The organism is Sphingomonas sp. LY29 (assembly GCF_035593985.1).
Classification (GTDB): Bacteria; Pseudomonadota; Alphaproteobacteria; order Sphingomonadales; family Sphingomonadaceae; genus Sphingomicrobium.
Genome location: NZ_CP141587.1, coordinates 593,813 through 618,630, shown reverse-complemented (window position 1 = coordinate 618,630; position 24,818 = coordinate 593,813). Strand labels below are relative to the sequence as shown.

Sequence of the window (24,818 nt, the reverse complement as noted above, 5' to 3'; positions counted from 1 at the left end):
CACCGGCACCTTCACACCTTCTGGAACCTCCCTTGAATCTCGACAGCGCACCGGCGGATTTGTCCGCAGCCGCCCTTGCAAAGGAGCCATTCGACGAAGGCTCGCTCAGCCGCTCCGAACTCGAGCGTCGCACCTTCGCGATCATCTCGCATCCTGACGCCGGCAAGACGACGCTGACCGAAGCGCTGCTCCAGTCGGCAGGCGCAATTCATGAGGCGGGGGAAGTGCGTGCGCGCGGCAACCGCCGACGCGCGCAATCGGACTGGATGAAGATCGAGCAGCAGCGCGGGATTTCCGTCACCAGCTCGGTGATGACGTTCCAGCGTCGGCATATCCTGTTCAACCTGCTCGACACGCCGGGGCACCAGGACTTTTCGGAAGACACCTATCGGACGCTGACGGCCGTCGATTGCGCGATCATGGTGATCGACGCGGCCAAGGGCATCGAGGCGCAGACGCGCAAGCTGTTCGAGGTGTGCCGCCTGCGAAACATCCCGATCATCACCTTCGTCAACAAGGTCGACCGCGAGGGTCTCAGCCCGTTCGATCTGCTGGACGAGGTTGCCGACAAGCTTCAGCTCGACGTCTCTCCGCAGAATTGGCCGACCGGGATCGGCGGTCTTTTCCATGGCCTCTACGACTTTCGGCGGGACGAGTTGCTGGTCGCGGATCGGTCCGACGGGCTGGCCTTGGGCGAAGTCGTGAAATGTTCGGGCATCGACGACGAGAGCACTTTGCGAGTCCTTCCATCAGAAGCCGCCGAGAGCCTGCGCGAGAATGGAGGTCTCGCCGCCGCTTCATACCCCGTGTTCGATTTGCAGGCGTTCCGGAACGGCGATCTCACGCCTGTCTTCTTCGGAAGCGCCCTGCGCAGTTTCGGAATCCAGCAGCTGCTCGACGGACTCGCCGACGATGGCCCTCCGCCCCAGACCCAGCCCGCCATTCCCGAGCCGGTCGACCCGTCGGAAAGCCGGCTGACCGGTTTCATCTTCAAGGTCCAGGCGAACATGGACCCCAATCACCGCGATCGGATCGCCTTCCTGCGGGTGTGCTCGGGCACGCTCGTGCGGGGCATGAAGGTCACCAACACGCGCTCTCGCAAGGCGCTGGCGGTTCACAACCCGATCACCTTTTTCGCCCGCGATCGTGAACTCGCCGAGGGCGCGGTGGCTGGCGACATTGTCGGGATCCCCAACCACGGCACGCTTCGCGTCGGGGACACGCTGACCGAAAAGGGCGATGTCGCTTTTACTGGCCTGCCGGACTTCGCCCCCGAAATCCTGCGGCGCGTCGTCCTGAGCGACCAGATGAAGGTCAAGCAGATGCGCCGCGGGCTCTCGGACCTTGCCGAGGAAGGCGTGATCCGCCTGTTCAAGCCGGCGATCGGCTCGCAATGGATCGTCGGCGTCATCGGCGAGCTCCAGCTTGAAGTGCTGGCGACGCGGATGGAGCAGGAATATGGCGCGAAAATCGACTTCGAGCCGTCGCCTTTCGACGTAGCGCGCTGGCTGAGGTCGAAAAGCCCCGTCGAGTTGAAACGCTTCATCGAGGCGAACCATTCGCGCATTGCCGCGGACCAGGACGACACGCCGGTCCTGCTGATGCGAAACTCGTGGGAGTTCGATCGTTTCGTCAAGGATTGGCCTGAGATTGAGTTCGCGGCGGTGCGGGAGCGCAATTGATGTCCGACCGTCTGAAGGTGATTCTTCAGCACCTGCTCCCGAAGCACGGGATCACGTCCTTTGCGGGCCGTGTCGCCCGGTCCGAAGGCGGCGCGCTGACGACGCGGTTGATCCGCTGGTTTGTCGACAAATACGGCGTCGACATGTCGGAGGCCGCCGACCCCGACATCGCCAGCTACAAGAGCTTCAACGACTTCTTCACCCGGCCACTCAAGGCCGGTGCCCGACCACTGGCAGACGCGGATTTCATCTGCCCGGTCGACGGCGCGATCAGCCAGCTGGGCGCGATCGACGATCACCATATCGTTCAGGCCAAAGGCCACCGCTTCACGACCACCGAGCTATTGGGTGGCGACACCGCTTTGGCGGCGACGTTTCGCAACGGTAGCTTCGCCAATCTCTATCTGTCGCCCAAGGATTATCACCGGCTGCACATGCCGTGCGACGGAAAGCTGGTGCGTATGGTCTACGTCCCCGGCGCTCTATTCTCGGTCAATCCGACCACGGCGCGGGGCGTCCCCAACCTGTTCGCACGCAACGAGCGAGTCGTCTGCGTCTTCGAATCGCCCGAGCATGGGCCGTTCGTGATGGTGCTGGTCGGCGCGACGGTTGTCGGCAGCATGGCGACGGTCTGGCACGGCGTCGTCAACGCGAAGCGTGGGGGCGGGGTGTCGACCTGGGCCTATGACGCGGAGCCGGTCGTGCTTCGGAAGGGTGAAGAAATGGGCCGCTTCCTGCTGGGATCGACCATCGTCATGCTCTTTCAGCCGGGCACGATCCGCTTCAACGCGAACTGGGCGCCCGAACGTCCGGTCCGCCTTGGCGAAAAGATGGGCGATCGCCCGGTTATCGGTGCGCCGGTCTTCTAGCGCTTCCGCACGAACTCGGCACGAAGCACAAGGCCCTTGATCCCGTCGAATTTGCAGTCGATTTCCTGGCTGTCGCCGGTCAGCCTGATCGACTTGATCAGCGTCCCGCGCTTGAGCGTCTGACCGGCACCTTTCACGTCCAGATCCTTGATGAGGGTGACCTGATCACCGTCGGCGAGGAGATTGCCGACCGAGTCCCGGACTTCTACCTTAGCGTCAGTGTCGAGCTTCAGCGACATCTCCGCAGCGGGCCGCCACTCGCCGCTGTCCTCGTCGTAGATGTAGTCTTCATTCGACACGATTATCTCCAATGGTTTCGGCCTGACTGGCAACCCCGCCCATCGACCTCGGCAGTTCTAGAAGGACCGTCGTTGCGCGCCTGTCAGCATCCGCAGCAGCATCGCCACGGGCCGGGGCACGCCGACCTTTCCTTCCAGCCACAAACTGACCGCCGACCGACTGACGCCGATCGCGGCGGCAAGGTCGGCCTGGGTCCGATAACCGAGCGCGCGCATGTGCCGGCGGAGTTCTTCCGGCGCCATCGAGGCCTTGAGATCGGAATTCGGCGTATCGGGCATCAGATCGCGTCCGCGCCCCGGTCCCCCGTCCGAATGCGGATGGCCTGCTCGACCGGAATGACGAAGATCTTGCCGTCGCCGATGCGACCGGTGCGGGCGGCGATCTCGATCGCCTCGACGGTGCGATCGGCGAGCTCGTCCTCGACCACCACCTCGATCTTCACCTTTGGAAGGAAATCGACGACATATTCGGCGCCGCGGTAGAGTTCGGTATGGCCTTTCTGCCTGCCGAATCCCTTGACCTCGGTCACGGTGATCCCACTGACCCCGACCTCGTGAAGCGCGTCCTTCACGTCGTCGAGCTTGAACGGCTTGATGATCGCTTCGATCTTCTTCACGTCAGCTTCGCTCCTTTGGCTATGCGATCGTCTTAGCGCGAGCGGGGCGGGAAGCGCCACCGGTTGAGGCGATTTAGCCGTCGAGCCGTGCGATCCTGTCCAATCTCTGCCGCAATTCCCGTTCAGTCAGGTGGCTATGAAAGCGATAATTCTTTCCGCCGGCCAAGGGTCGCGCCTCGGCGCATTGACGCACGATCGCCCCAAATGCCTGATCGAATTCAACGGTCGCAGCCTCCTCGACCGGCAACTCGACACGCTGGCTGCCAACGGGATCGAGGAAGTGGTGGTCGTCACCGGCTTCCGCGATGACCAGATCGAGGCGGTGCTGGCGAGGCGTACGGGATTGCCGCGCGTTCGGACCGTGTTCAATCCCTTCTACAAGGTCGCCGACAACCTTGGCTCGCTCTTCGTGGCGCGGGAGGAATTGGACGGGGACGTGATCGTCTGGAACGGTGACACGCTGGTCAGCGACGAACTGATGGCGCGGGTCGTGGCCAATCGCGACCAGGACGGTATCTGCGTCACGATCGACCGCAAGGACCGCTACGACGACGACGACATGAAGGTCATCGCGGGCGAAAGCGGTCGTCTTCGCGCGATCGGCAAGCGCATCTCGACGGGCGTCAACGCCGAGTCGATCGGTTTGCTGGCGTTCCGCGGCACCGGCGCCTCGCAGTTTCGCGACGCGATCGAACGGGCGATGCGCACCACCGAGGGCACCACGATCTGGTACCTTCGCGTCATTCACCACCTCGCGCAGAATGGCGACGTGTGGACGCTCGACATCTCGGGCGAGCAGTGGGGTGAAGTCGATTTCCCCGAAGACGTGGAGAGCGCGGAGGCGCTGTGCCAGTCGTGGGATGAAACGACGAAGGTCGAAGCCGCCTGAGGCTTAGCCGTAGGGCGGCTTGTCCAACTCCGCCGGGCTCTTCGTGAAAATCTCGCAGGCTCCGTCGGTAATGCCGATCGAATGTTCGAACTGCGCCGAAAGTGACCGATCGCGGGTGACGGCCGTCCAACCGTCGTCGAGGATCTTCACGTCCGCGCGGCCGATGTTGATCATCGGTTCGACGGTAAAGAACATTCCCGGCTTCAGCTCGGGGCCGGTGCCGGGGCGTCCGGCGTGGACGACTTCGGGACTGTCGTGAAACAGGCGGCCGAGGCCGTGCCCGCAGAAATCGCGGACCACTCCGTAGCGATGCTTTTCGGCATGAACCTGGATGGCGTTGCTGATGTCGCCGAGGCGATTGCCCGGGCGGGCCTGCTCAAGCCCCAGCATGAGGCATTCGTAGGTGACATCGACCAGCTTGCGCGCCTTCAGCGGCACATCGCCGGCGAAATACATGCGGCTCGAATCGCCGTGCCAGCCGTCGAGGATCGGGGTGACGTCGACGTTGACGATGTCGCCGTCCTTGAACGGCTTGTCCCCCGGGATGCCGTGACACACGACATGGTTGATCGAGATGCAGCTGCTTTTGGAATAGCCGCGGTAGCCCAGCGTCGCCGGAACCGCGCCGGCGTCCAGCATCATCGTGCGGGCGAGGTCGTCGATCTCAGCCGTCGTCACGCCGGGAACGACGTGCGGGGCGAGACGGTCGAGGATGCTCGCCGCCAGCTGGCCGGCGCGACGCATGCCCTCGAACGCTTCCGGGCCATGCAGCTTGATGACATGGCTTCGGGCTTCGGTACGGTCTTCTGGGGCGACGTGGATATATTCGGTCATCGGGTGCAAATAGGGTAGCAGCACGCAAAAGTCGATTGGAGGCGGACGAGGTGAGCAGGATTTGGACCGCCGGGCTGGTGGTGATTGGCGACGAGATCCTGTCCGGACGCACCCAGGACAAGAATGTCGCGCAATTGGCGACGTGGCTGAACGTCCAGGGCATTCGCTTGTCGGAAGTGCGGGTCGTCGCCGATGTCGAGGAGCGGATCGTCGAGGGAATCGATGCGCTGCGCCACGCCAACGACTATTGCTTCACGACGGGCGGGATCGGTCCGACCCACGACGACATCACCGTCGATGCCGTGGCGCGGGCGCTGGGCGTCCCGGTCGTGATCCATCCCGAAGCGAGGGAAATCCTGGAGCGATATTACGCCGACAAGGGCGGTCTGAACGAGGGACGGTTGCGGATGGCGCGGGTGCCGGAAGGCGCATCGCTGATCCCCAACCGCATGTCGGGCGCGCCGGGCATCAAGATCGGCAATCTGTTCGTCATGGCGGGCGTCCCGCACATCACCGCGGGGATGCTCGACGCGCTGACCGGGACGCTCGAGGGTGGGCGCCCGGTCCAGTCGGTGACCGTCGGCGCCTATGCGCCGGAGAGCGAAGTGGCCGAACTGCTAAAGACGACCGAGCAATCCGCCAACGGCGTCGCCATCGGCAGTTACCCGTTCTTCAAGGAAGGACGGGTCGGGGCAAATTTCGTCGTGCGGAGCGAGGATGCCGACCAAGCGTCAAGCGTCGCGGCGGTGCTGGCGAAGGGTTTGGAAGATCTTGGCTATCCCGCGGTGTCGGGCGGGATCTAGGCCTTCAACGAAGTTAACGGATCCTCGCTTGCAACGAAAGCGGGCCCGAACCTACAAGTCGTCGAGGCCACCAAGTGGCGGAATGTCAGTAAATCACAGGGGGCAATGATCGAACGCCAACTTTCGCTGTCGACGGTGCTCATCCTGCTTTCCTACTCGGTAATGCTCGCCGGGGGCCAAGTGCTCTTCAAGCTCGCCGCCCTTCGCTACAAACCCAGTGGCAGAGTGGTCGACGATGTCCTCGCGATGGCGCTGAACCCATTCCTTGTCGCTGCGATCATGCTCTACGCAGGACTGTCGGCCCTGTGGGTTTGGGTGTTGACGTTCGTACCGTTGTCGATCGCCTATCCATTCGTCGCGCTGGCCTTCATTCTCGCCGTCGCGAGTGGGCCGCTACTGTTCGGCGAAGCCTATTCGATCCGACTTGCGATCGGCGGAGCCTTGGTGATTGCGGGACTGCTTATCATCACCAGCTGAGCCCGCCGCTGGAGATTCTCGGCAAATCGTGGTTAACTCGCCCTGCGAGGAATTCGTTAACTATCTTCGCCTAGTCCTTCATTGATTGGGACAGGGGGTGGGGTTGCACAAATTCGTCCATACCGGACCGTTGACCGCGCAGGACAACGTCACATTCGACCGCAGCGGCGACGGCCTGTCGCTGCTGCCGCGCCGGCACCCGCCGCTACTGCTGTGGGGCGCACTGAGCTTCTGTGTGGGCATCGTCATGTATTTGGCTGGCGTTCTCCTCGTCTTCCCGCGCTATTTGCTCGGGCTTCCAACCATCCTGGACCAGGCCAGTGAGTGGCTGGTTTGGTACAGCGGTGTTCCGATCGTTCTTGGCATCATGCTGGCTTTGGTCGACCTGCTGTGGCTGTTCACCGGTCGAAAGGCGCATGCGCCGGTCCGCTACGAGCCGCCGGCCAATCGCGCGGTCACCGTCGCGCTCACTGCCTACAACGACGAAGAAAGCATTGCCGACGCGGTGGCGGACTTCCTGTCCCATCCACTCGTCCGTCGAGTAATCGTCGTCAGCAATAACAGCAGCGATCGAACCTTCGAGCGGGCGGTCGAGGCGGGGGCGATCACGTTTAACGAGATCAATCCCGGTTATGGACAATGCGTCCATCGCTGCCTGCGCGAGGCGGCGCAGTTCGACGACACCGAGATGGTCGTCCTGTGCGAAGGTGACATGACCTTCCGGGCCTACGACATCGAAAAGCTTCTGGCCTATGCCCCGCACAGCGACATCGTGAACGGGACTCGCACCGCCGAACCACTACGGCAACCGGTCACCCAGTTGAGCACCTTCATGTATTACGGCAACGTCTTCGTCGGGAAGCTGCTGGAGGCCAAGCATTTGGGGCGGGGGACGATCACCGACGTGGGAACGACCTACAAGCTCTGCCGGCGCGAGCGATTGCTCGACCTGCTGCCGCGCCTAGACCCGACCGTGAACCTCGAGTTCAACGCTTATTTCCTCGATACGGCGCTGGCCAGTGGCCATGTGCTGGTCGAGTGCCCGATCACGTTCCACAAGCGAGTGGGCGTGAGCAAGGGCGGCAACATCAACAACCTGCGTGGTCTTCGCGTCGGTTTGGCGATGATTCAAGGGATCGTCTTCGGCTGGAAAGGCGCGAGATGATCGACGGATACCACGACACGCGCCTGTCTTTCGACCGGCGCCGGAACACAGTGTGGAAGGCGCTGTGGGAATATTATTTCAAGGCGCGGGTTCCCAGCGACGGCTGCGTGCTCGACCTTGGTTGTGGGCATGGCGAATTTATCAACAATGTGGTGGCGAAGCGCCGCATCGGTCTCGACCTGTGGGACGGGATTTCGTCTAGTCTCGCGTCGGGCGTGAAGCCGATCGTGGCGAGCGTTTCCGACCTCTCGGCAGTCGCCGACGACAGTGTCGACTTCGCCTTCGCAAGCAACCTGATCGAGCACATTCCACAGACCGAGTTTGCAAAGGTGCTGGAACAGCTGAGCGTCAAGCTCACGAAGCGAGGCACCCTGACGCTGATCCAGCCCAACTACCGTTTCGCCTATCGAGAATATTTCGACGATTACACGCACGTCGCCGTCTATTCGCATATCAGCCTTGCCGATTTCATCGAGGCGCACGGGTGGGAAATCATCGAGGTTCGCCCGCGTTTCCTGCCGCTGACCGTGAAGTCGCGGCTGCCCGTGTCGAAGCTGCTGATCCGCCTTTATCTGGCGCTGCCATTCAAGCCGATGGGCAAGCAGATGCTCGTGAGCGCGAGGCCTAAACGAGGATGAATGCGCAAACGCCCATCGTGACGACCGTCGGCAAGACGTCCGTGACGATCCTGCGAATCATCCTGGCGCTGGCGCTCGCGGCGCTTGTCTATAATGCGATCCGGATGTTGGGCGGCGCTATCGAAGCGGTCCGCTTTCCCGGCGAGCTCGATTACGGCGAAGGCATCGTCTGGGAGCAGATGCGGCTGATGGTCGCGGGCCGGGCCTATGGCGCCATCGACGGCTTTCCGGCTATCGTGTTTCACTATCCTCCGGTCTACCACTCGGTCACGGCGATCGTCGCCGGCCTAACCGGCTGGGACGAATTGGTCGCGGGACGGTCGGTGTCGCTCGGATCGACGGTGCTTATTAGCGTCGTCGCCGGCTGGATCGCCTCCACCGCGGTCGGCGCCAGCGCTTCGCGCCGGGCCGCCACTCTGTGCGGGATGCTCGCGGGGCTGGCGATTTTCTGCTGCTCGGCAGTGGTCTTGTGGGCACCCTACATGCGGGTCGACATGCTGTCGGTTGCCCTGAGCCTTGCCGGGCTGCTGACCGCCATGAAGGCGCTTCGTCAGCCCAAGCTGATCGTCCTTGCCGCCTTCTTTTTCGTCGCGGCCGTCTACACCAAGCAGATCGCGCTTGCGGCGCCGGCCGCAGTCATCGTGACCTTGCTGCTTGCAAGGCCGCGGCTGGCCTGGGCATTGGTCGCGGGATGCCTAGTTCTCGGTTTGACGGTGCTGATCGCCATGCAGATCGCGACCGATGGCGGGTTCGCGCGGCACATCTTTTTGTACAACGTGAACCGGTTCGACCCCTCGAGAATGCTGAGCATTCTCATCTCGATCGTCATCCACATCTTCTTCACGCTGATCCTGCTCACGGGACTCGTCACGCTGCTGAAGGAGCGGCTGCCGCGGTATCGCGGTCTAAATTCTTTCGCCGAAGCGAGGTCCACCCTGCGGTCAGCGCCAGCCGACATCATGCTGGTCATGCTCGGGGCGTATGCGTTCTTCGCGTGCCTGATGAGCCTCGCGATCAGCAAGTCGGGCTCTAACGTCAATTATTTCGTCGATGGATCGGTAGCGCTCAGCATCCTAGTCGGGATCGTGTCGCGACCCTGCGTCGAAGTGGCGCTGGGCGAACGCCAAATCGTCGGGCCACGCGCGTGGGAAAATCCCTTGCTCGTGCCCGCGCTGATCCTCCTTCAGGTCTTTTTCATGGGGTCGCTTGCGAACGCGCATGACCAGACGCCTGCGGAGGTCGCGGAACTGCGCCAGGTGCAGGTGATCGTCGATCGCGCGGAAGGGCCCGTCATTTCGGACGACATGGTCCTCGTCATGCGCGCGGGGAAGGACGTGGTGTGGGAGCCCGCGATCTTTGCCGAGCTGGCGAAGGTCGGCGTCTGGGACGAGAGCGATTTCCTGCGCCGCATCGACGCGCGCCAGTTTTCACTGTTCGTGACGCAAGGATCGCGCGGTCGCGCGCTATTCGACGCGCGCTACAATGAAACTGTCATCGACGCCATCGACCGCGCTTATCCTGTCAAACGCGAGATCGGGAAATATACGATTCACTACCCACATCGCTGAGCAGAGCCGCCGATAATCGAAGTGCTTGCGGTATCATGGGGTAGACGGTTCAATCAATTGCGGACGAACTGCCTTGGCCAAATTCAGCTCAGGCCGAGCGTGAGACGATGGCCGCGCACTGTGCACAACGCATACCTGTGTTAAGCCTGCTCGTTGGTCATCGCCTCATTGACTGCACGAAAGACAAAGGGGAACCAGAGACCCGATTCGGACGCTCCGGACATAGCGATGGAGAGACGGCAGTGGACGAGTTTTCCCGTTTGATGAGTATGGAGGGTGTTCGTCCCCTTAATCAACCGAACGGAAAAACTCGTTCCTCAACTGAAGCTCCGGCTCCAGATCCTGACGACGGCGTCGTGGAAACGAATGGATCGGCTCGCGGCGAGCACGCGTGGGTTCGCGGTTCGCGCGCCAGAACCGCACTTGAGACGGCGCTTGAGCGACTTGCCACCGAAATCCGCGAGGGTCGTCTTGGCTGGGCGACCGGCATTCGTCAGGATGGAAAGACAATTGCATTGCCTGCTTCTTCAGGAGCGGCGGCGCTGCTCGGCACGGCCGACCGCCAATCGCTGCGCCTGATGATCGTCGGCGGCGACGGCTGGACGTTCGTAATGCATCCATTGATGGGTGTCGCGACCTTGGATGAAGATCCCAACTAGAGGATCCACCCCACACCGCCGTCGCGGTAAAGCGGATAGGCAGGACGCTCGGATTCGATGGAAACGTGGAGCGGGTGAAGGGAATCGAACCCTCGTCGTAAGCTTGGGAAGCTTCTGCTCTACCATTGAGCTACACCCGCTTTATCGCCGAAATCTGCGGTTTCTTGAACAAGCCGCTCGTCCGGTTTACAACCCCGGTTTACACCCACGGGCAATGCGCTCGCCAATTGCCACGATCGTCGCGCGCTGGTCAACATAGACCTTTCGAATGCGCGAAACTTCATCGGGTGACCATCCCATGATGTCGGTGATTTCAACGTCCGAAGGGTCGGTCCCGATCATCATGCGGGTAGCGAAGGTTCCTCTCAGGTCGTGGAGATGCTTGGCTGACTTGCGACCAGTGACGCTGTGGGCTGCGGCCAAGGGTCTCCGGAGACAGGCCGGCCGACGGGAAAGAGTCGTCGAACAATCACGTCCTGCAGCCTAATTCGCTCGCTGGAATCGGTTATAGCCTTCACGACGCCGTACGAGAGATTGGGATCAGCGCCGGTCACTGGATCATAGTCCAATCCTGGCGCAGCTTTGTAGGTTTTCGGTGTGTGGGCAGCCTCTTTCTTCGTGCGCATCAGAACCAGCACTTCGCCGCGACAGAAAGAAATTCGAAGCCGAACCTCAGGCCACGATGGCGGTCCTCAATCGAATCGAACGGCATGGTATTCTCCGCAGTGATACCGAGCGGGCTCAAGCGGATCGCGGGACCAGACTCTACGCTAGGAATGAGCCACGGCGGCCCCGAAGGCTGGGGAAGCCAAAGCATGTGCATTAACAACATGCGATCCGACCCAGCGATCTTAATGTCAAAGCTCGGATTGTCGCCCGTGACAGGCATGCGCACCAGAATACCGTCGAGATCCGACCCGCGACAAACATCGGCGAACTCGCGCAGTACGAGCGGGCGACGGCAGAGCGTTCCGCCGATCAGCAAGCTCGCGTGCGGCATGAGAAACGTGTTCTCGAGATAGGGCTGGTAGCGCCCGGGTTAACCCGTCCACAAGCAACGAGGTTGCGAGCATGAACCTTCGCATCTGGACGCTCGCCGGCGGGATCGGATCAACAAACGCGGGACGTAAATCACATTGAAAAACCATTGGATAACTCCTCTTCATACCGGGGAGTCGAGCCAATGCCTCCGGCTATTTCTTCATTTTAACTCAACCATTAAATCATCTTCTCTTTCTCATGTGATCGCGCCGGAGGGGCACGACCCTGTCGTCGCGATCACGATTTGGGCAATCGCCTTAAACTTCGCGCAGATTTCGATCTGGCCTACTTAGCCGCTCCACTCACGGGCCCCGTTGTCTCGCCTGGTCATTCATCGGCCGACGCGAAGATCCTAGAGGAATCGGAAACTCGTTGCCTTCCACGGTAGCTTGGAGCCAACTCATGATCGATCAGCGGAGTTTAACCGGAAATTAAACGGTGGTCGTTACCCAATTCTTCACAGAACCTCCATTTCGGAGGTAAGTGGGGGATTATCAGATGACTCACAGTTACCGTCGCAAGCTCGCCTGGGGAGTTGCGGCCGCGCTCGTATCGGCGCCAGGCGTCGCTTCCACGGATGGAGCTTTCGGCGCCACCTCGACAGGATCAATCAACATCAATGCTTCGGTTCCCGGTCGCGTTCGGATCAGTGGCCTGTCCGATATCAATTTCGCCGGTGCTGACCCCTTAAGTGAAGCTCGGAGCGCCCAGAACCTTTGCGTTTGGAGTAATACGAGCACGCGTCGATACAGCATCACCGCGACTGGAAATGGCGCCAGCAGCGCATTCACTTTGAGCAGCGGGTCGCTGCCCACCGTGCCATTTGCCGTTCGGTGGTCACAGACTTCGGGCCAATCGAGCGGAGCAAGTCTCACTCCCGGCGTGCCGTTGACCGGATTAGTGTCGACCGCGGTGAACTCAGATTGCACTGCAGGTCCGCCGACCACGGCCAGCATGATCGTTTCGCTGGCATCGCCCGACCTGCAAGGCATGACCTCTGGGGTCACCTACAATGGCACTTTAACACTTGTCGTAGCGCCCGAATAAGTCACCCTTAGGTGCAATTGTCGCCTACCATGTCGCGGATCGGCACGCCGATCGATGCAAAGTCAGGCCCGGTCAACCGGTCTGGGCGGCGACTGGCAGCGACAATTGCCATGGGGTTCTTGGCGGCTCTCTCTGCCGAGCCTGCCGCCGCACAAAAGGCCCGGATAACTGGCCTCACCGACGTGAGCTTTGGTCAGCCGGCAAACCTGCAGATCGATCACGTTCGATCTCAGAGTGTCTGCGTTTTCAGCAACGGGCCAGGCGCCCGTTACGGAGTGACCGCGGCGGGATCTGGCCCAAATGGCGCTTTCCAGTTGTCGAGTGGAATGCAGGTACTCGCCTACGAGGTTTTGTGGAGCCCGGAAGCAAGTCGGAATAACGGCAATTTGCTGCAGGCAAACAGGCTGCAATCCAGCTACGCCAGTCAGGCGACACATCAGTTCTGCAACAATGGACCATCGACGTCGGCTAGTTTGTCGGTTGTCATTCGGGCCGCGGATCTTTCTCGTGCGGTAGAAGGTGCCTACAGCGGCACCCTCTCCATCCTGATTTCAGCAGAATGATCGCTCACCTTCGTCATTGCTGGTGGCAGGCCTGTCGCGTTTTCCTAATTTTGGTTAGCGCGGTCTTCATTCTCTGCGATGGGGCTCTTGCCGAGGACCGCCGGATTCTATCGTCGACCATGCCAGTCGACTTTGCCGATCTCGAGAGTGAACGCGCCGTCATCCTCGACGTCTACTATGATGGCAGGAAAGTCGGCGAAGCCCGGGCCACGCTGAGTCCGGGCCACGTAACTTTTTCGGATCCGTCGCGGGTCGTCGCAATGCTCGACGACCTAGCTAACCCGGCGGGGATAGCTGCGCAGCTCAGTGGCTCAGTGTCTTCAAATGCCAACTTGGCCTGTTCAGAAAACTCGAGCGTGGCTTGCGAGGAGGTGCCGAACGATCGGACGATTGTCGTGCTCGACCAAGACAGGTTTCGCCTCGACGTCATCGTCCCAGCCAAAGACAGGAGGGTGAGAGAGAGAACGGACGGAGGGTATCTTTCGGCGACATCAAGTGCACCAGCACTTTTATCGTCCTGGAGCGGGAGCCTGTACCGAAATCAGTTCGAGGGAACGTCTGTCCACCTGCAAAATCGCTCGATCGCCTCGCTCGGTACTCTCCGGGTCAGGGGCGATGTGTCGGCGTCCGACACATTCGGTGTCGAGTACGACAACCTGACCCTTGAGGCAGACCGCAAAAATTGGCGGTTTCTTGGCGGCCTCCTGTGGGCTCCCGGCTCAGAGATGCTCGGCCGCCGTCAAATTATCGGCATCGGGGCAACGACACAGCTCGACACCTTGCGGTCGAGGGACGAGATCCTAGGCACGCCGCTTGACCTATTTCTGAGTCAGCCTTCGCGAGTAGATCTGCTTGTAGACGGTCGTCTGGTCAGCTCGCAGATCCAGCCAGGGGGGCTCTCATATATCGACACGAATAGGCTAATGACGGGGTCGTACGAGGTAATTCTACGGATTCATGAGCAAGGTGGCCAAGTTCGCGAAGAGTCTCGTTTCTTCACGAAAGGAACGGCGTTGGCTCCCATTGGCCGACCGATGCTGTCCGCATTTCTGGGGACGATGCAGACTGGAAGGGCTCTGCGCTTCGACAGTAGCTCGCTATTCTATCAGGCTGCTGCCGCCGTGCGCCTCTCTGCCGGCCTTGGCATTGACACCGTTGTGCTGGGAACGAATGAGAAGGCGATCGTTGAGATAGGGGCGTCACACCACAGTCGTTTGCTTCAGTCTAGATTGGTGGTCCTCGCCTCTACCTCACGCGACATGGGCGTCAGCCTTCGTGCCAATTCGGTGGGATCCGGGCCGCTTTCGGTCAGCTTCGACTTGCGAAAGATCTGGAGCGCGGATGGACGTTCAATCCTCCCTTCCGCTGCCCCCGGGCGGTCCTTCAATGAAAACGCGATAGTCGGGCTGGCTGACATTGGCAGCTACACCCAGGGTCATTCAATTCTGTCATATCACTGGAGGAACGCCACGCTGCGATTGGGAGGCCTCTTTCGTCGAAGCGCGAGGGCTGAGACCGATTACCGGGTAAACGCGTCTATCGAGGTGCCCGTCGTCGCGCGCGGCCGAATGAACTTCGTCCTTCTCGCGGACGCGGAGAAAACGAACCGCGGGGTTGCAACATTCCTGGGCTTTCGACTGAACGCGTCAAAGCGACAGCTTTCGACATCGCTGTCAGGCGGCATTGTGACGGGAAAAGAGTCGAACGATCGCTCGCCGACGCTTATCGGAGAGGCCCAAGTCGGTTGGAGCGATAGCTCGAGCGAAAGGACTATTTCCGCCGACGCGGCGCTTGGGCGGTCCTTGGACGGAAGCCGAGCGCGAGCGACTGCTACCTATGCGTCGCAGGCCTTTCGTGGTCGCGCCGATGTCGTACAGGCGCTCGACGGCAGACCGCAAACTGACGCAGCGATCACGTTCGCTACATCCTTCGCCGTAACTTCCGAAGGGGTGGGACTTTCCGGGCGTGACGCAAGCGAGAGCGGCGTGAAGGTGTCGCTGTCTGGTGCTGAGCGGGGCGGGTCATTCGAGGTGCTTGTCGACGGGGTGCCGCGCGCAATCGTGACGAAGAGACAGCACACCGTGCTTTCTCTCCCGCCTTATCGCTCGTACGAAATCCGACTGCGCCCCCTCGGTTCGGCTATGTCCTCGACAGATTACGACCCTCGAACGGTGACGCTGTATCCTGGGAACATCGTCGATCTGAATTGGACGGCCGCAAGAGTGGCCGTACTCTTCGGCCGCGCTCTGGAGCTAAGTGGGCTCCCGTTGTCAAACCGAGAGGTGCGCGGCAGCTTTGGGATCAGCCGCACTGACCGGGACGGCTTCTTCCAGATCGAGACGAGGGAAGGCGACACGCTGGTTCTCGGCAGCGGCAGCGGCGCAGTCGGTAGCGACGCAGATTGCCGCATTAATATCAACGGGCTCAGCCCTGCGAAGGACTTCATATCTGTGGGAGATCTTAAGTGCGTAAAATAGCGTTCCTGCGGGCGTCCTTGATGATGATTAGCGCGACACTGTTCGCTAGCCCTGCTTCCGCGCAGATATCAGTCAGCCAGTTGATTGTAGAACTGAACACAGAAAACAGCGCGGCTGATCTCGAAGTGGTCAATGACAGCGGCGAGAGAGCCTATGTTACGGTCACGCCTCGCCAGATCCAGCTACCTGGCACCCCGGCAGAAAGCTCGTTCTCGACGCCAAATCCCGAAACGCTGGGACTGCTTGTTTCGCCATCTCGCCTGATACTTGAGCCAAACCAAAGACGAAGGTTACGGATTGCAAGGGTAGGGGCCTCATCCGACCACGAGAAAATCTATCGAGTGACCGTGAAACCGGTGACTGGAGAGATTGAGGCTACGCAAAGCGGTATTAAGATGCTGGTGGGTTACGATCTGCTGGTCATATCGCGACCGGTATCCTCTGCGGTAGATCTCAAGAAAGAGCGGACAGGCTCCACCCTGACTATTAGAAACGACGGAGCTTCGAGCGTCGAGCTGGTCGAAGGAAAGCTTTGCCTGCCGACAAAAGTCTGCTCGTCTATCCCCGGTCGACGGATTTATGCGGGCGCCATCTGGTCTCAGCCTATTCCTCCGACCGGTACTGGAGAATTCCGAGTTAAATCAATGAGCGGATGGTCGACACTCAAATTCTAGCTTGTCGGGCGAAGTCTGCAGTGGACGTTGAAAATCCAAGGCTACGCAAACTGGCAAGCGCAAGGAGAGGTGCCGAAGCAACGTTCCTAATTGGAGTACGGCTCATCAAACCTGCAAACATTTGTATTTCGAGAGGGCTTGAAGTAGTTTAAAAAGTAGATTGATCAGAAGACTAATCTACATTAATAATGCTCGGGAAATTTCTCATGGATATCGACGAAGCCCCCAATAATTTGATCGATTTGACTGCGGATATCGTTGCGGCGCACGTTAATAACAACAGTGTGGCGATTTCAGACGTCGCCACGCTAATTTCGAATGTGCATTCTGCGCTGGCAGGCCTCTCTTCGAACAAGACTACGATAGAGGAGCGCAAGGAGCCAGCGGTCTCGATCCGCCAGTCGGTCAAGCCGGACTACTTGGTCTGTCTGGAAGACGGAAAAAAGATGAAGATGCTGCGGCGCTATCTCATGACTAATTATGGCATGACGCCGGAAGAATATCGCACTAAGTGGAATCTCCCGAAAGACTATCCCATGACTGCTCCCTCTTATGCTGAGCGGCGACGGGACCTGGCTAAGTCGATTGGCCTAGGCACCAAGACTCGTAAGACGTCAAAAGGGAATAAACCAAAGTAATGCACTTGCAGGGGGGCATGGGAGGTGTGTTCCTTGATGTCCAGCTTGCTAGCGGCCCTCTTTAGATCGCGCGATCGGCATTCTTCGAGGTGTCGCTGAAGCATTTGAAGCGCCCTGTTTCGGCCAATCGCAGACCTGCCCGGCGCCGCACTGAGCGGCGCCGGGCAGCGTCAGACTTCGGTGCCCTCTGACAGAGCAAGCGCATCCTCGATATCCACGCCCAGATACCTGACGGTGCTCTCGATTTTCGTGTGGCCGAGCAAGATCTGAACAGCTCGAAGATTACCGGTCTGCTTGTAGATTAATGCTGCCTTTGTACGCCGCAGCGAGTGCGTGCCGTAATCTTCCTTCCGCAGACCTATCCCCATGACCCATTCATCGACTAGCCTCCCATATTGTCGAGTGCTGAGGTGATGATGGCGATCCACCCTGCTGGGAAAGGCAAACTCCTCCAGCCCTCCACCGCGGCGTTCGAGCCAAGCCAAGAGGCTTGACCGAGCTGGCTCGAGAAGTTCGAACTGCACAGGGCGCTTAGTCTTTTGCTGAATGACCATCGATCGGTTGCGAATGCGACCGCCGGAAACGAGATCGCCGATCCTAATCCTCACAAGGTCGCAGCCACGTAATTTGCTATCGATTGCGAGGTCAAAGAGGGCTCGATCACGAAGCTTGCCGGCTTGATCGAGCATGAAACGGATGGCCCAAATTTCCTTGGGCTTCAGCGGGCGTTTCGCGCCGAGCTTCCGGCCTACGTTCCAGGCAGGGGCTGCATTGACTGCATCGAAAGAAGAATGTCCCATCACGCTTCTCCAGTGGTCGGAATTGACCATCGTGAAAACGAATGAGGTGGCTGCTACGAGCTACGACTGATTTTCGGGCTTGGGGCAGAGAGCCACACTTGAACGCGACAGTAGTGTTAGCCCGATTGCCTTGAACCGTTTTTGTTGGTTGTGACCGCAATCGGTCCTTCGTCCAGAATTGAACTGAGCGTCCGAAATGCGCCCATGTCGGACATTCAATAGCGCAAGGAATGTCACCGTAAGCGGTCCCGAATTCTAGTCGCGCGCACTGCCGATATCAGTGCGCGGTCTTAGCGGCCCGGCTCGGGGGCTCGCCCATTGCAAGCCGGCTTTATCACGCAGGCCGCTTTCCCTCGCCGGGAACTTCCCTGTCATGACTTCGCTTTACCGAGGGTCGGCAGCACCGTCATAATCGTCGCTGCTGTTGCCGGCGGAGCCTTACTCTCTGTGTTGCCCCGCCGGCCCAAGAAGTAGGTTTCGCCCATGCAAGATAAATGGAGAAAGCTGCGAGCCGACCGGCGCGCGCAGCAGGAGGCCGAGGTAGAGGCCAGCCAGACCGAGTTGCGCGACAGCATCGCTAATACCGAGCGGCTCGTCGGCGCGTCCGACAAGCTGCTCAGGCGTCATCGCCAGGAAATCGAGGACGATCACGATGCGCAGTCGCCTCCGTAATGCGCGCTGCTTCCCCGCTAGGCTGCGAGCTTTAGCTTCCCGCCCTCGATAATTCGGAACCAGCGCGTCTTGACCTATACAGCGACCAGAACGTTGCTGCGCGCCACCCACCTGCCCTTGCGCCACATTAAGCTTGATCGGCGAGGGCCGTGGCCGCCTCAATGGAGCGGATCACATGGTCTGGATGGCTTTGGTGAAGCATGTGCCCGGCGCCCTCGACCTCGACTAAGCTACCGAACGGAAGTTGACGCGCTAGTACCTTGGCCTGTCGCTCGTCCTCGACGACCCCGTCTGACGTGCCCGTCAGAACCTGCGTAGGAACCATGATCTTGCACATATCGAGCGTTCCGGCCGGCGACATGGGCAGCATCGAAGCGGCGTCTTCGGCCTCGGCAACAATCGTGTCGGCGTTGAGGATCATTGGGTAAGGATAGGTCGCCTTCCAGTCGCTGGGCACCGGAGCCGGCGCGAACATCACATGATGAAGTAAATCGACCATCGGTCGATCGAGCTGAACGAACTCCGCAAACCGCGCGAACTGGGGGCCGAAGAATGGGATTGAGCGTGGGGCCAACAAGCTATGCTCCATCAGCCTCGGCTCCGGGAATGCAAGCGGCGCGACGAGCACCAAGTCCGTTACCAGCTTTGGGTGCCGTTCGGCCATTGCCAGCGCAACGAGGGCACCATAGCTGTGGCCAGCAACGGCGGCCCGCTCAATACCGAGCCTGCCGAGCCCATCCGCAATCTGGTCCGCTTGCTCGCGCGGGGTACCAAAACGTGGTCGGCGGCTCAGACCGTGGCCGGGTCGGTCGACCACACAGACGCGATGCGATCTGACGAGCCGTGTGAATACCGGACTGGCAAGCCAATCGTGTGAGGTCGTCATGGCGCCATGGATTAGCACCAGATCCGGACCGACCCCCTCCTGGTGCACGTAAAGAGTGCGGCCGTGGCCGAGGTCGAGCGTCTGTTTTTTGGGCATGCGCGGTGAACAGGCCAGCTCGTCAAGAGTTCCACCAACGTCGCGACATCGACAAGTCGTTGAAATCCGGCCATGAAGTTCGCTCTGGTCCGAACTGCGTTTTGGGGTTGATCGCATGCCTGTCGCCGACATCATTCCACTCAACGAGGCGAAGCGCATCGCGGCGGTCCGGCGATACGACATCCTGGACACCCCGCCCGACGGTGCGTTTGATCGCATTACAGCCTTGGCTGCGCGACGCTTCGGCGTTCCGATCGCTATCATCAGCATCGTTGATGAAGACCGCATTTGGTTCAAGTCGCACCATGGCTTACCGGTCGAACAGATCGATCGCGAGCCGGGTCTGTGCGCCTCGGCAATCCTTGGCAACGATCCCTTCCTGCTTGCCGACGCCAGTACGGACGCTCGCTCACTCGCGAACCCGCTTGTCGCCGGCGAGTTCGGGCTTCGCTTCTATGCGGCGGTTCCGCTGACGACGAGCGACGGCTATAATTTGGGCACGCTGTGTGTGATCGACAGGGAACCGCGCGCGATTGACGAGAAGCAGATCGAAGACCTCAAAGATCTTGCATCGATCGTAATGGACCAAATTGAAACGCAGTTGGCGGCGCGGCGAGCCGTCAGTCAGGCGAAGTTGATGGCCAAGGAAATCGATCATCGCGTGATGAACAGCCTTCAGTTTGTTTCCGGTCTCCTATCGATGCAGAGCCGATCGCCCGCCGTTGATGGGGGCGCTGCGCATCTGAAGTTAGCCGCGAACCGCATTGCGGCTGTCGCTCAGGTACATCGACACTTCTCGGCTGAGGTTTCAGATCAAGTCTCGTGCATCGGCTACCTTCGTCGCCTCTGCAGCGATCTCTCGGCGATCCTCGACCGGCCGGTTGTCGTCCTGGGCGATGAGGGCGATGTGCCGACAACCTCCATCCAACCCATTGGACTCCTCGTCAACGAACTCGTGACCAATGCCGCCAAGCACGGGGCAGGAGAAATCGAGGTCTGCTACACCACCGCTGGGGATGCGCACACACTGGTCGTTTGCGACGAAGGCCCCGGCCTCGCCCAGGACTTTGACCCGAATGTCGATCGGCCAAGCTTAGGTATGCGCATCGTCACGTCGCTCGTGAAGCAGCTCAACGGAACGCTGACGGCTGGGGATCGTGCGAGCGGCAAAGGCGCGTGTTTCACGGTCGCATTCCCACACTGATAATCAATTGATCTCAAGCTCGCTTCATTCGCGCAACTCGACCTTTAGGCGCTTGGTGTGGAACGGCGGGCTCACCCCGGGGTTAACAGACGGCCTATGAGTTTGATCGGGCATAAGGCCTGGGGTGGTAATGGTGACTGTGGTGCATACGATTCCAGGCTCCCCATCCTCGATGGCGGAGCAGGTCGAAGCGTACGAATGGTCGAGGACAGCGCTAGGACCGCGTCAGGCTTGGCCGATATCTTTGGTAACGGCGACGGATATCGCTCTAAGTTCCCGGCAGCCAATGTTCATTGCCTGGGGACCGGACCTCACTTTCCTTTACAATGATTCGTACGCTGAAATCCTCGGAACCAAGCATCCGGCTGCCTTGGGGCAACCCTTCCGCCGGGTTTGGTGGGAAATCTGGGAGGATATCAAACCCCTGATTGACCGCGCTCTGGGCGGGGAGGCGACGTGGTCGGAGAATATGCCGCTTTTGCTGGAACGTAAGGGCTTCCCCGAAGAAACTTGGTGGACCTTCTCCTATTCGCCGGTTTCCGACGGCACTGGGACATTCGCAGGCATGTTTTGTTCGTGCATGGAGACGACCGAGCAAATCCTCGCACAGCGACGATCTCTAATTGAGCGCGATCGACTGTTTGAACTTACGCGCGACCTGTTCGCGGTCGCGACGCTGGATGGATATCTGAAGACGGTAAACCCTGCATGGTCGAGAATTCTTGACCGGACGGAAGAAGAACTGCTCGCCAATCCGTTTTCGGCGATCATCCACCCCGACGATCTGGGCGCCACAGCTGAAGTGGTAGCTACGCTCAGCAAAGGTGAACCTGTCCACCAGTTTCATGTTCGCCTGCTGAAGGCGAACGGCGAGCCGGTAGCTTTTGCCTGGTCAGCTGTGCCGGATGAGACCGATGCCGGCACCTTTCACACCGTCGGCCGCGACATCACTGAGGATCTTCGCCGCGAAGAGATGTTACGACAAAGTCAGAAAATGGAGGCGATGGGCAGCCTCACCGGGGGCGTTGCACACGACTTCAATAACTTGCTGACGCCAATCATCGGTTCACTAGACATGCTCGTGCGGAAGCGCGTCGGAAGCGAACGGGAGCAGCGTCTCATCGACGGGGCGCTTCAATCGGCAGAGCGCGCCAAAACGTTGGTCCAGCGCTTGCTTGCCTTCGCGCGGCGACAACCCTTGCAGCCGGCGCCCGTGAATATGGCCCGTTTGGTTCTCGGTATGGCCGGTCTAATCGAGTCCACCGTCGGTCCGACTATCGACGTTCGGGTAGAAATAGTGCCCGACTTGCCGTTGGCGCATGCTGATGCAAGCCAACTCGAAATGGCCTTAGTCAACCTGGCGGTCAACGCGCGAGACGCGATGCCGGAAGGCGGCAAGCTAACCATCACAGCGGTGCGGGACGATGTGCTAGCATCCCATCCCGCGGGCTTGAAACCTGCGGAGTATATCCGCCTTAGTGTCAGCGATACGGGCGTTGGCATGGATGAAGCCACTTGCGATCGGGCGATTGAGCCTTTCTTCTCAACCAAGGGCATCGGGAAAGGTACTGGCCTAGGCCTGTCGATGGCTCATGGGTTGGCAGCGCAGCTTGGCGGGGGTCTGACGATTAAATCGCGGATCGGAAATGGCACGACGGTCGAGCTTTTCCTGCCGACAAGTGAACTTCGCGATGATGATGCCAAGAACGTTGCGGCGCTGGCGATGGAGCGGACTGGGCCTGGAACGGTCCTCTTAGTCGACGATGAAGAATTGGTGCGGATGAGCACTGCAGACATGCTTTTGGAACTCGGCTTCGCCGTGACAGAAGCGGCATCGGCCAACGAGGCCCTCGGCTTGATGACGGCTGCCAACATGCCGCAACTTTTGATCACGGACCATCTGATGCCGGGTATGAGCGGCGCGGACCTTGCGCGGGAAGCGCGTAAGCTCAGCCCGACGATGCCAATCCTAATCATGTCTGGCTACGCCGATGTTGACGCCATCGCGCCGGACTTGCCTCGACTAACCAAGCCTTTTCGGAGCGTCGATCTTGCTGCCAGTATTTCGGAATTGCTCGCCCACGATGTAGCAGAGCTCTAGTGTTTCGGACGCGACATGAAAGTATGCGACCGGGCGCGAAGCAAGGTGCCGTTTTTATCGAAGGCCGACGCAGCGACTGTCATTCTCTGCCCTTTGATAGGGGACTTGATGCGCGAGGACCGATCAAGTCGCACGAGGATTTAAAATGCCAAAATGGAGGATGCGCGCTTGGTGACTAATGGCTCCAAAGTCCCCGTAGGACGCGAAGAGCGGTTGCAACTGGCCGTGGAAGCGGCCTGCGTTGCTGTCTGGGCATGGCACGTTGATTCAGACAAATTCTCAATGGACGAACGCGCTTTTGAGCTCTGGGGACTACCCCACGTTGATGAGGTTACGTTCGAGGAGCTATCTGTCCGCATTCACCCGGTCGACCGCGACAGGGTCCGAGCCGCCTTCAACGCCACCCGTTCCATCATCGGCTCGTACGAAATCGACTTTCGGATATGCATAGGGGACGAAGTCCGATGGATAGCGGCTCGCGGACACGGCGCGGACGAGGGCATCATCGGCCGGGTCATGTTTGGTATTTTTCTGAATGTGACAGGTCGTAAGCAAGCGGAAGAAGGAAGCGAGTTGTTGGCCGGGGAGATGAGCCACCGGGTCAAAAATTTACTCGCCATCGCAACCGGCCTGACACAACTTACGGCGCGCAGCGCAAAGTCCGTCGAACAGATGGCGACCGAGTTGACCCAGCGCTTGACGGCGCTCGGGCGAGCTCACGACCTTGTCCGGCCGCTACCAGACCAGCAGGGCAAGGCAGCGCTGCTGGGGGACCTTCTGTCGATCCTGCTGGCCCCATACGACGAAACAGCAGCATTCTCCGGCCGCATTCGCGTTGCGGTCGCGCGGATGGGCGTGGGTGAGCGGGCTGCAACCGCCCTCGCAATGGTAATCCACGAACTGGCGACCAATTCTGTAAAGTACGGGTCGCTGTCGTCTGATACGGGGTTCCTTGACGTATCTAGCAAAATGGACGGCGAGTTTATTCTCATCACATGGACTGAGACGGGCGGCCCGACGATTACCGATGCACGCGCTCTGAAGGGCTTTGGCAGCAAGCTCATCGCGCGCAGCGTGGCAGGTCAACTTGGCGGTGAGTTGGTTTACGACTGGCAGAAGAGCGGTCTCGTAGTGACAGTCCGCGTGAAGCAGGAGCGGCTCGAAGGGTAAGGTTGTGCACCATCGCGATTAACGTGCGTATTTTGGTGCGACGAAAACGGGGTCTCACACTGAAGATCGTTAGATGAGAGGAGGGGTCGCCTGATGTCCGAAGAGTACGCGCATGGCCGACGAGATGGTTTGCGGCTGGCCTTGGCAGTCTTGGCAGCGGAGGAAGCAAAGTGGTCGGCGCTGTTGGGCGAGAGTGCGTTGTGGCGAACCAACCTGACCCGTGAAGTCCGGCACAAGGCTATGCAGGTAGCCCAGAAACGCGTGGCGACGGTGCTGAACCGGCTCAAGCCCAAGGACGACGCGACCGTTGAAGTGGAAGTTGCAGCAGCCATCAGCAGAGCCGGGCTCTGACTCCCCGCTTATTTGACGCGCCTAGGGCTGCGCTTCTTCGAGCAAGCTGTCGGTGCGTTCGTCGGCCTTCCCCGAAAACCAGCGTTGAAGGGCGGCCTCGAACAATTCTCCGCCGCCAGCACGCAGGAAGAGCGTGAGGGACGACCGTAGCTTCAAAGAATCTACGTCCCCAAATACCTCTTGCGGATCGGCCTGCGGGAGGTCCTGCAGCGTGGTGACGCACTCCCGTAAGCGGGACCCGAGCAGCGGGTGAGCGAGATAGGCCTGAGCCTCGTCAAGCGAGGCAATCGCATATCTGCAAGCTGTTCCGCTCGAGCCCAAGCCTCGCAGTTGCGGAAATATAAACCACATCCAATGGCTTGTTTTGTGCCCCCGAGCGAGCTCACGCCGAACAGTGGTGTACGTAAGCGCCTGGGCCTCAACGAATCGCTCTAGGTAATGGCTGTTCGTCACGCCCCCTGAAACATTGAGCGCCCTGAGAGTTCCGACCGCGCGTTGGCGGCTTTCGAAGATCTGGCGCTCCAAGCAGACGGTCCGCTAACGGGCCAATAACGGCACAGCCGCGCGCGTTTCCAAGTCTTCTGTTGGGGACGTAACT

28 protein-coding genes and 1 tRNA gene are annotated in these 24,818 nt (G+C 60.1%); 18 read left to right on the top strand and 11 right to left on the bottom strand.

The genetic code is table 11. The features are described from left to right. Window positions 1-59: 59 nt before the first annotated feature. Both SH584_RS03055 and asd read left to right on the top strand, forming a co-directional pair. Window positions 60-1,682 carry a peptide chain release factor 3 gene (locus tag SH584_RS03055; RefSeq protein WP_416385164.1) on the top strand — a complete coding sequence of 541 codons (1,623 nt, stop codon included), beginning with the start codon at window positions 60-62 and terminating at the stop codon, window positions 1,680-1,682. Beyond that, complete coding sequence (gene asd, locus SH584_RS03050; protein ID WP_324808461.1) at window positions 1,682-2,551, top strand: archaetidylserine decarboxylase; 870 nt, start codon at window positions 1,682-1,684, stop codon at window positions 2,549-2,551. Before SH584_RS03055 ends, asd begins: the two co-directional genes overlap by 1 nt. On the opposite strand, the gene SH584_RS03045 is transcribed toward asd, so the two are convergent. The 3 genes from SH584_RS03045 to SH584_RS03035 all read right to left on the bottom strand — a co-directional run bounded on the left by SH584_RS03045 (window position 2,548) and on the right by SH584_RS03035 (window position 3,467). Beyond that, entirely contained in the window at window positions 2,548-2,790 is a 243-nt protein-coding gene (locus SH584_RS03045) for an alkylphosphonate utilization protein (protein WP_416385163.1), read from the bottom strand. The genes asd and SH584_RS03045 overlap by 4 nt on opposite strands. 117 nt (window positions 2,791-2,907) lie before the next feature. Continuing rightward, the gene (locus tag SH584_RS03040) at window positions 2,908-3,129 is read right to left on the bottom strand and encodes a helix-turn-helix domain-containing protein (protein WP_324808460.1); all 222 of its coding nucleotides are present in this window, start codon (window positions 3,127-3,129) and stop codon (window positions 2,908-2,910) included. Further along, a complete protein-coding gene (locus tag SH584_RS03035) occupies window positions 3,129-3,467 on the bottom strand; it encodes a P-II family nitrogen regulator (protein ID WP_322842390.1) in 339 nt (112 codons plus the stop codon). The genes SH584_RS03040 and SH584_RS03035 overlap by 1 nt, the downstream gene beginning before the upstream one ends. Window positions 3,468-3,603: 136 nt before the next feature. Between SH584_RS03035 and SH584_RS03030 the strand changes: the two genes are divergently transcribed. Beyond that, the gene (locus SH584_RS03030; protein ID WP_324808459.1) at window positions 3,604-4,356 is read left to right on the top strand and encodes a phosphocholine cytidylyltransferase family protein; all 753 of its coding nucleotides are present in this window, start codon (window positions 3,604-3,606) and stop codon (window positions 4,354-4,356) included. A gap of 3 nt (window positions 4,357-4,359) precedes the next feature. On the opposite strand, the gene map is transcribed toward SH584_RS03030, so the two are convergent. Beyond that, window positions 4,360-5,190 carry a type I methionyl aminopeptidase gene (map, locus tag SH584_RS03025; RefSeq protein ID WP_324808457.1) on the bottom strand — a complete coding sequence of 277 codons (831 nt, stop codon included), beginning with the start codon at window positions 5,188-5,190 and terminating at the stop codon, window positions 4,360-4,362. Between the two features lie 50 nt (window positions 5,191-5,240). Between map and SH584_RS03020 the strand changes: the two genes are divergently transcribed. From SH584_RS03020 to SH584_RS02995, 6 genes are all read left to right on the top strand, one after another. Beyond that, window positions 5,241-5,993, top strand: coding sequence for a competence/damage-inducible protein A (locus SH584_RS03020; protein ID WP_324808455.1), 753 nt, complete (start codon window positions 5,241-5,243; stop codon window positions 5,991-5,993). 105 nt (window positions 5,994-6,098) lie between these two features. Continuing rightward, window positions 6,099-6,470: a DMT family transporter gene (locus SH584_RS03015; protein ID WP_324808454.1), complete on the top strand. Its 372-nt coding sequence runs from the start codon at window positions 6,099-6,101 to the stop codon at window positions 6,468-6,470. A gap of 103 nt (window positions 6,471-6,573) precedes the next feature. Continuing rightward, entirely contained in the window at window positions 6,574-7,635 is a 1,062-nt protein-coding gene (locus SH584_RS03010) for a glycosyltransferase (protein ID WP_324808452.1), read from the top strand. Beyond that, window positions 7,632-8,273 carry a methyltransferase domain-containing protein gene (locus SH584_RS03005; RefSeq protein ID WP_324808450.1) on the top strand — a complete coding sequence of 214 codons (642 nt, stop codon included), beginning with the start codon at window positions 7,632-7,634 and terminating at the stop codon, window positions 8,271-8,273. Before SH584_RS03010 ends, SH584_RS03005 begins: the two co-directional genes overlap by 4 nt. Next, a complete protein-coding gene (locus tag SH584_RS03000) occupies window positions 8,270-9,841 on the top strand; it encodes an ArnT family glycosyltransferase (protein WP_324808447.1) in 1,572 nt (523 codons plus the stop codon). The genes SH584_RS03005 and SH584_RS03000 overlap by 4 nt, the downstream gene beginning before the upstream one ends. A gap of 242 nt (window positions 9,842-10,083) precedes the next feature. Next, window positions 10,084-10,500 (top strand): hypothetical protein, encoded by a 417-nt coding sequence (locus tag SH584_RS02995; RefSeq protein ID WP_324808444.1) that lies wholly within the window; start codon window positions 10,084-10,086, stop codon window positions 10,498-10,500. Window positions 10,501-10,566: 66 nt separating this feature from the next. Here the strand turns inward: SH584_RS02995 and SH584_RS02990 are convergent. From SH584_RS02990 to SH584_RS02975, 4 genes are all read right to left on the bottom strand, one after another. Then, a tRNA-Gly gene (locus SH584_RS02990) sits at window positions 10,567-10,640 on the bottom strand. 46 nt (window positions 10,641-10,686) lie between these two features. Beyond that, the gene (locus SH584_RS02985) at window positions 10,687-10,845 is read right to left on the bottom strand and encodes a hypothetical protein (protein ID WP_324808442.1); all 159 of its coding nucleotides are present in this window, start codon (window positions 10,843-10,845) and stop codon (window positions 10,687-10,689) included. A gap of 280 nt (window positions 10,846-11,125) precedes the next feature. After that, window positions 11,126-11,485, bottom strand: a complete 360-nt coding sequence (locus SH584_RS02980; protein ID WP_324808440.1) for a hypothetical protein — start codon at window positions 11,483-11,485, stop codon at window positions 11,126-11,128. A gap of 565 nt (window positions 11,486-12,050) precedes the next feature. Beyond that, window positions 12,051-12,497 carry a hypothetical protein gene (locus tag SH584_RS02975; protein ID WP_324808438.1) on the bottom strand — a complete coding sequence of 149 codons (447 nt, stop codon included), beginning with the start codon at window positions 12,495-12,497 and terminating at the stop codon, window positions 12,051-12,053. Window positions 12,498-12,617: 120 nt separating this feature from the next. Between SH584_RS02975 and SH584_RS02970 the strand changes: the two genes are divergently transcribed. The 4 genes from SH584_RS02970 (at window position 12,618) to SH584_RS02955 (ending at window position 16,940) form a co-directional block, all read left to right on the top strand. Further along, window positions 12,618-13,151: a hypothetical protein gene (locus SH584_RS02970; protein WP_324808436.1), complete on the top strand. Its 534-nt coding sequence runs from the start codon at window positions 12,618-12,620 to the stop codon at window positions 13,149-13,151. Further along, complete coding sequence (locus tag SH584_RS02965) at window positions 13,148-15,628, top strand: TcfC E-set like domain-containing protein (RefSeq protein ID WP_324808435.1); 2,481 nt, start codon at window positions 13,148-13,150, stop codon at window positions 15,626-15,628. Before SH584_RS02970 ends, SH584_RS02965 begins: the two co-directional genes overlap by 4 nt. Beyond that, window positions 15,616-16,302: a fimbrial biogenesis chaperone gene (locus SH584_RS02960; RefSeq protein ID WP_324808434.1), complete on the top strand. Its 687-nt coding sequence runs from the start codon at window positions 15,616-15,618 to the stop codon at window positions 16,300-16,302. Before SH584_RS02965 ends, SH584_RS02960 begins: the two co-directional genes overlap by 13 nt. 206 nt (window positions 16,303-16,508) lie before the next feature. Further along, window positions 16,509-16,940, top strand: coding sequence for a Ros/MucR family transcriptional regulator (locus SH584_RS02955; RefSeq protein WP_324808432.1), 432 nt, complete (start codon window positions 16,509-16,511; stop codon window positions 16,938-16,940). Between the two features lie 170 nt (window positions 16,941-17,110). On the opposite strand, the gene SH584_RS02950 is transcribed toward SH584_RS02955, so the two are convergent. After that, window positions 17,111-17,740, bottom strand: a complete 630-nt coding sequence (locus SH584_RS02950; protein WP_324809447.1) for a tyrosine-type recombinase/integrase — start codon at window positions 17,738-17,740, stop codon at window positions 17,111-17,113. A gap of 483 nt (window positions 17,741-18,223) precedes the next feature. Here SH584_RS02950 and SH584_RS02945 point away from each other — a divergent pair, with 483 nt between their 5' ends. Continuing rightward, a complete protein-coding gene (locus SH584_RS02945) occupies window positions 18,224-18,412 on the top strand; it encodes a hypothetical protein (RefSeq protein ID WP_324808430.1) in 189 nt (62 codons plus the stop codon). A gap of 127 nt (window positions 18,413-18,539) precedes the next feature. On the opposite strand, the gene SH584_RS02940 is transcribed toward SH584_RS02945, so the two are convergent. After that, window positions 18,540-19,394: an alpha/beta fold hydrolase gene (locus SH584_RS02940; RefSeq protein WP_324808428.1), complete on the bottom strand. Its 855-nt coding sequence runs from the start codon at window positions 19,392-19,394 to the stop codon at window positions 18,540-18,542. A 115-nt stretch (window positions 19,395-19,509) separates the two neighbouring features. Here SH584_RS02940 and SH584_RS02935 point away from each other — a divergent pair, with 115 nt between their 5' ends. The 4 genes from SH584_RS02935 (at window position 19,510) to SH584_RS02920 (ending at window position 24,220) form a co-directional block, all read left to right on the top strand. Beyond that, window positions 19,510-20,598 carry a sensor histidine kinase gene (locus tag SH584_RS02935; protein ID WP_324808426.1) on the top strand — a complete coding sequence of 363 codons (1,089 nt, stop codon included), beginning with the start codon at window positions 19,510-19,512 and terminating at the stop codon, window positions 20,596-20,598. 286 nt (window positions 20,599-20,884) lie between these two features. After that, window positions 20,885-22,699, top strand: coding sequence for a hybrid sensor histidine kinase/response regulator (locus SH584_RS02930; RefSeq protein WP_324808424.1), 1,815 nt, complete (start codon window positions 20,885-20,887; stop codon window positions 22,697-22,699). Between the two features lie 213 nt (window positions 22,700-22,912). Beyond that, window positions 22,913-23,869, top strand: coding sequence for a sensor histidine kinase (locus tag SH584_RS02925; RefSeq protein WP_324808422.1), 957 nt, complete (start codon window positions 22,913-22,915; stop codon window positions 23,867-23,869). A 93-nt stretch (window positions 23,870-23,962) separates the two neighbouring features. Continuing rightward, on the top strand, window positions 23,963-24,220 hold the full coding sequence (locus tag SH584_RS02920; RefSeq protein ID WP_324808420.1) for a hypothetical protein: 258 nt from the start codon (window positions 23,963-23,965) through the stop codon (window positions 24,218-24,220). Window positions 24,221-24,241: 21 nt separating this feature from the next. Here the strand turns inward: SH584_RS02920 and SH584_RS02915 are convergent, their stop codons facing one another. Then, on the bottom strand, window positions 24,242-24,673 hold the full coding sequence (locus SH584_RS02915; protein WP_324809445.1) for a DUF1810 domain-containing protein: 432 nt from the start codon (window positions 24,671-24,673) through the stop codon (window positions 24,242-24,244). Window positions 24,674-24,818: the final 145 nt, after the last annotated feature.